Genomic DNA, 6,114 nt, shown 5'->3' with positions numbered 1-6,114 from the left:
AGGACATCGTGCACTCTCACCCCATGGGGTGAGAGTGCACGATGTCCTGCTATAAATTTGTATTAAAATAGGGTGCACGATGTTATGCTATGTAGCACCTAATCTTTAATTTCGTGAAGCCCTATAAAAAATTCAATAATATTTTTAGAAACTTATTTACAATTATTATTAATATCCGTTACTAGTTGCCATAATGCGATAATATCGCCATCTTGCCTAATTTTCTGATACTTATATGCCAGTTCGGCAGCAGAAATCCCAAGAACCGAGGCAAATAGTATTTCTTCTTCTGTAATCTGAGTATAAAAATTATTTTTTTTCAATTCATTAATCATAATACCGCATTTTAAGGTTTGCTGTTTATAGTCCAAACCATTTACTCTATGCACCCCTGATCTCCATAGAATAGGATGACCATTATACCGCGGTTTGTAACTGGAAATCATTTCAATATACTGTATTTTAGAATCAATATCAATATTATATTCTTCTGGATAATTAAACCATTTTGTATATGGTACAATAACCGGAATACAAGTAAAAACCGAATCAGGTCTGATATGTTTCAATGCTTCGATTGTCATTTGCATTGTTTCTATTGTCTCTTTGGGAGCTGGATATATTATAGAAATAACAGTCTGAATCTTATTCCTTCGGCATTCCTCTATGATTTTTTTTGCATTTTCAATTTTAATAACCTTATTCATTATATGCTTCTGTATTTTAGGACTTCCTGATTCTAACCCGAATAATAAAGATTTACATCCTGCACAACTCAGCAACTCAAAGTTGCATTTATTATAATCTTGAAAATGGGCAAAACTACTATACCTGACCTGCAATCCTTTTTCGATGATTTTTTTAGCAATCCTGGTTTGTAGTCTTGCTGGTGTACTGGAACCACAAAATCTAAATGTATTAGAATTGTGATGAGCAATTATACTTTCCATTTCTTCTGTTATATTATCTGCAGATTTGATACGCCACTTCTTACCTGATTTAAGCGGATGTGCACAAAAATTACATAAATAGGGACAGCCTCTACTTTCCTCAAGCATAAATACTTTTAATTTATTGTTACCGGCTAAGGCAGGATAAATTTCTGGGGAGTAACAGGGTTTATAATTCTTTTCTAGATTTTCTACAATGACACTATCATTAATTTTTATTTTAGCACCATTCCTGAAAATAATATTGGGAATATTTTCTAATTTTTCTTTTTTAAGGCAATAATCGGCTAATTTTACAATCGTTTCATCGCCTTCACCAAAAACTACGATATCAAACGCATGGGTTTTACTAAAAATAATTTCTTTTAACCAATCAACTAGTGGTCCCCCACCGAAAATCTTCAGATTAGGAAATTTTGCTTTTAAATATTCAGCAATTATTAAAGTTTCTTCAAAAGCATCCCCGGCCCATAATTTAAATCCTAAAAAATCAATATTAGAATTCTCGATCTCCTTACAGAGCTCGTGTATTATTTCCTTTAATACAATTTGTCTTTCCGCCTTTTCGCTTTCTAGAAGTTTCAGATATTTGTCATAATTAAAACCTTTTAAAATGTCATCAGGGATTGGATAATTATTTTGAAAATAGATTGCCAGTGGTCCTACTATTGCATTATATTCTAGTTTCAACTCAGGTGTAGGCTCTAGTCTGTCAATCATATCTATGGTAGCATAATCAATAATTTTGACTTTATGTCCATTTGCTTTAAGGGCGCCAGCCAAAGTAGCCAGTCCTATATCTGGGATTAAACCGCTTAACAATTCCAGATTACTTACATAATTTATTAACAAACTATTAGTAGATGAAGACATACTATTCTCCTTCACTGTAATAAAAAACCTCTTCAGGTTTAGGATGTTCAAGAAAATTCAGAGAGGCCATATTATATCCATATGCCCCAACCAAATGAACAACAAATAAATCACCTATATGTGCACAATCAATAAATAGATCATCATATAATTTGTCTCCATTAAAACACAATGGCCCATTAATATCAACAACATTCTTATTAACAAAGGGTTGTTCTTCATACACACAATCTTTAGCCATGTGAATTATTGTGAAGGGATGTTTCTTAATAAGACGTAAATGATTAATACCGCCTGACAGTATAACTTGTTTTTTATTATACGATTCTTTGATATCGATGATTTCAGAAACATAATATCCTGCTTTACCTACAATATACCTGCCTAATTCCAGAATGAATTCTTTATTCTGAAATTTGTATTTTATGATCAAATCGTTTAATTCGCTGAAAAAAGCGGAAGTATCAAATTTTTTTCCAGTACTAAAATAATCAATTCCCAGACCTCCACCAAAATCAACAATATCAAGTTTTTGGACATCCCTTTCGAGCCAGGAAACCAGATTAAAAATATATTTTATATAATCAACTATGACATTATAATCAAGAATACCACTCGCTGCAAACACGTGTATCCCTTTTACATTAATATGATCTATTTTTTTTATTTGCTCAATGACTTCTGGTATGTATCTTTCATCTATTCCAAGCTTAGTAGAAAATCCTGTCATTTCCAAAACTGAATTTTGTATCCTGTAATTAGGATTAATCCTGATTAAAATGTCAACTTTTCCAACTTTCTGTTCTTGTGCAATCTGGTTAATTCTATGAATTTCTGTTAGCGATTCAACATTAATGAATCGTATCCTCTGCTTAACGGCTTCGAACAGCTCAGGAACGCGCTTACCAGGACCAGTGAATAATACTTGGGCAGCCTCAACTTCTGTTAACGCCTTTTCTAACTCTCCAACAGATGCTACTTCAAAGCCTTTAATAACTTTATTATTTTTTATAATTTTTAGAATTTCCTTATTTGAATTTGCTTTAATTGCATAGTATATCGAAACATTAGGAAGTATACTTTGTTTAAGCATAGACAATTGCTTTTTGATTTTTTTAATATCATATAAATAAAAAAATGGTTTGTTTGTAAAACTCTTTTGCTGCGCAATTCTTATTATTTTTTCCTTTATTCTATTTTCCATAATATATACCTTTATTGTAACTCGTATAATACTTATTTAGATATTTCTCTTATTGAAAAAGACTCATGGGATTTGCTATAATAATGTCAATTGTAGTTAACCTCTATTCAGCACAATTATCTCCTAAACTCTGATAATTCCTCTTGGAATAATAAAGTCAGAAATTGAATCGAACCAATTCCATTTTTTCCCACAAGTTGAAATGTAACTACGGATACGGCAAAATATTTTAGTCCCTTCCAAAAACCTGAAACCACCTGAAATCTTTCGACCTGTGAAATAGGTCTATCCTTTTTATTTATGCAGCCTTTTTTAGCTCAAAGAGTATCTGCCTCTTCTTAATCCAATTATCTTGTTCATTGTTTTGGTGCAAGGTAATAACTGAAGCCAAAGCACTTGACCCTTTTTTACTCCAACTCATACCATTATGTTTTTGCCGATCCGCTACAGCAAGATCATTTGCTTTCTCTCCTCTATTGCTGGATATTCGCAACCCAAGTCTTTTCCTGAGTCCATAACAAGGAATATAGCTTCGATTCCTCTCAAAATAACTAATTAAGCAATCAATGGCTACCTGTGATTTAATATCCTTTTCTTCAACCGCTCCCAAGACCTTAACCGCATGGTCAATCTTTCCTACCCATAAATAACCCCTTACCTTCCTAAGTATCTCATTCCGAATTCCCTTGTTTTTTAAACCAAGACTTAACTGCATTTCACACTTCTTAACTAAATGATACCAATCAAGAATAATTCTATATGGTATCCAACCAAACATTGATTTTATTGCTGAATGCAAATCCTTTGCTCCATCCACAAAAAATAATAAACTCCCTTTCCTTAGCAAATCATTATGCAAGAGAAAGGCGATTAATCTCCTTATCGTCTCAACTATCCCTAACCCATTAAGTATATACCCACTCCCCACTTTCTGGACTTGGATAATACTATTTCTCACATATTCTTTCCCTTCTTTCCTCGGACAATTCGGTTTCCTTCCATTCTCTTTCTGCTTCTTTACCCCTACCTCGTCTATTGATATATTTACACATGTCCAAGGATTCTCGTATGTTTCATTTAACTCAGATGCAGATATTTGTAATTCCTCTTCTTTGCCTTTATTGTATTCTTCTATTGTCCTCTGGACTATCTCTTCACTTATTAATTCTGTTTCTATCTCTATTCTGGAACTCCCATCCCATCCTTTAGGTTGGCCATCCCGATCAAAACCGTATGCCTCCAGTATCTTATCACTCCTCTTCTCAATCTCCTGGTCTATTTTGCTCCCTTCTACTTCTACAATATTGGCTATTGTCCTTGATTGGGTAATGTCCTTTTCTTGCCACCTGATACGGTTTATTTTCTTCTCACTGTCTCTATAAGATTCATCTTTTACTAACGATAGCAAAACCTCATCAAAACATGCTGTCCGATAAGATTCCCGTGAACATATTGGTTCAAAATAATCCCTTGAAGTGTCAAATACTACCTTTTGATCCTTACTAATTATATGTGTTTTTGAACTTAATCTTCCTAATTCTGCCTCAATCTTGTATTCTGAATCGTTTTCAGTTACTTCTCCTCTAATTCGTTCATTCTCATCATGGCTTTTTTTTTAGACATTCCCTCCATATATCTCTCTGTAGCCTCTTCTGTAGCTTCTTTTCGAGCTCTCAAAACTGCTCTTTCATACACATCAAAGCCTTGCCTGAAATTCTCAAATTCCTTGTAATCAGGTACATCTGCCTCAATTGTTACAGGTTGTATTTCTTCATTGCCAAATTCATCCTCGATCGATACCAAAATCTTCATTTTCTTTCTCATTTTACCTAACCCCCTTTTCTTTATATAGCCAGTTTTTGTTTCTACTGGATATATATATTATCGGAGGTTTTTCCCTTTTCCTTTAAAACCTATTTCACAGGTCGAAATCTTTTGCTAAACTTTTGTCATTCGAATATCATTTTCACTCTGGTTACTCGTAAAAGAAAGATTTTTGTCACCAGACTGACCAACAATGCAAATTTTGAATAAATACCCCCCCTCTCTTTACGTGGGTTTCCAAATAATGAAAATCAAAAAATGACAATTCTCAGCCTCCTATTGTTTCAGCTGTTAAGATTTATCGATTGCCCAGTAATGTCACCACTATAGCCAGCAATTTAATTATAGACTTTACAGACGACGATAACTCCCTTTCTTCTTTGAGAACTCTTTTTACTCTTTTAACTATCACATCCACATTTATATTTTCTATTGTCAATTAATTACCCTCGTGTGTCAGCAATTCTCGGTGAAAAATTAGATAGAGACTCATTATTCCTTATTTTCCTCTCAAAATCTTTACGAAAAATATTTTTTTCTATCTCTCCTAAACATAGGTGAATTCAGTCTCTAAAAATTCACCGAGAATTGATGCCTCGTGTGTTCTTTCTATTTAAAAATTAAATTATCGGAACATAATGGCAAAAATTTAAATCTTATCCACAATCATTTCCGCATTCCTTTTGACTTTTTGCTGAATAGTTACATAGAAATTTCATGAATCTGTCCTTCATTTCCTTAAGTTTAATATCTACTCTTGGATACAGTTCATTGATATCCCTTGTTATTTTTAAATGAAATAAATATGGACCGTTTAAGCTGGTAATTGCATTTTTTATATCTTTTTCTAGATCTTCAACATTAGTAATAAAATGACATTTACGATAATTACTTAATTGCGCTAAATGTGCAATATTAAGTTGGGAATTCAATATTTTTTGTCCCCCGGTAGATTTATACATGTTGTTATCTATAATAATATGAATCAAATTTTTTAACGCATATTCCCCAGCTAAAAACATATTTGTAGGATTCATTAAAAAATTACCATCACCTTCTATAATTATTACTGGTTTAGTGGGTACATTGATTGCAATTCCAATACCAATTGAAGCAGCAAGACCCATTGAGCCTAACATATAAACCTGCAATCGGCAAGTGAGCTAACCAGAATAGCGTTAACCCCTTGATATATCAGTAGTTAATCTGTTAAAAAATCTGTAGATTTTTTAACAAAAATGATTGACATTGGCCTCCTTCTAT

The 6,114-nt window shown here is 32.9% G+C and carries 6 protein-coding genes and 1 pseudogene; all 7 read right to left on the bottom strand.

Going from position 1 to position 6,114, the window contains the following annotated elements; all coding sequences use genetic code 11:
* Positions 1 to 152 precede the first annotated feature (152 nt).
* The 7 genes and pseudogenes from AB1422_15355 to AB1422_15325 all read right to left on the bottom strand — a co-directional run bounded on the left by AB1422_15355 (position 153) and on the right by AB1422_15325 (position 5,990).
* Complete coding sequence (locus AB1422_15355) at positions 153 to 1,823, bottom strand: radical SAM protein (GenBank protein ID MEW6620687.1); 1,671 nt, start codon at positions 1,821 to 1,823, stop codon at positions 153 to 155.
* Position 1,824: 1 nt separating this feature from the next.
* On the bottom strand, positions 1,825 to 3,027 hold the full coding sequence (locus AB1422_15350) for an alanine racemase (GenBank protein MEW6620686.1): 1,203 nt from the start codon (positions 3,025 to 3,027) through the stop codon (positions 1,825 to 1,827).
* 116 nt (positions 3,028 to 3,143) lie between these two features.
* Positions 3,144 to 3,297: pseudogene (locus AB1422_15345) on the bottom strand (IS66 family transposase).
* A 28-nt stretch (positions 3,298 to 3,325) separates the two neighbouring features.
* The gene (locus AB1422_15340; protein MEW6620685.1) at positions 3,326 to 4,435 is read right to left on the bottom strand and encodes a hypothetical protein; all 1,110 of its coding nucleotides are present in this window, start codon (positions 4,433 to 4,435) and stop codon (positions 3,326 to 3,328) included.
* Positions 4,436 to 4,599: 164 nt separating this feature from the next.
* Positions 4,600 to 4,851 (bottom strand): hypothetical protein, encoded by a 252-nt coding sequence (locus AB1422_15335; protein MEW6620684.1) that lies wholly within the window; start codon positions 4,849 to 4,851, stop codon positions 4,600 to 4,602.
* 298 nt (positions 4,852 to 5,149) lie between these two features.
* Complete coding sequence (locus AB1422_15330; GenBank protein ID MEW6620683.1) at positions 5,150 to 5,290, bottom strand: hypothetical protein; 141 nt, start codon at positions 5,288 to 5,290, stop codon at positions 5,150 to 5,152.
* Positions 5,291 to 5,507: 217 nt separating this feature from the next.
* Positions 5,508 to 5,990, bottom strand: a complete 483-nt coding sequence (locus AB1422_15325; GenBank protein MEW6620682.1) for a thiamine pyrophosphate-dependent enzyme — start codon at positions 5,988 to 5,990, stop codon at positions 5,508 to 5,510.
* Between the last annotated feature and the right edge of the window lie 124 nt (positions 5,991 to 6,114).

The organism is bacterium (assembly GCA_040757115.1).
Lineage (GTDB): Bacteria > UBA9089 > CG2-30-40-21 > CG2-30-40-21 > SBAY01 > JBFLXS01.
This window is presented reverse-complemented; position numbering and strand designations above follow the sequence as displayed.

Coding starts and splice junctions, on each gene's coding strand:
- AB1422_15355 (MEW6620687.1), bottom strand. CDS start 1,823: ATGTCTTCATCTACTAATAGTTTGTTAATAAATTATGTAAGTAATCTG.
- AB1422_15335 (MEW6620684.1), bottom strand. CDS start 4,851: ATGAGAAAGAAAATGAAGATTTTGGTATCGATCGAGGATGAATTTGGC.
- AB1422_15325 (MEW6620682.1), bottom strand. CDS start 5,990: ATGTTAGGCTCAATGGGTCTTGCTGCTTCAATTGGTATTGGAATTGCA.
- AB1422_15350 (MEW6620686.1), bottom strand. CDS start 3,027: ATGGAAAATAGAATAAAGGAAAAAATAATAAGAATTGCGCAGCAAAAG.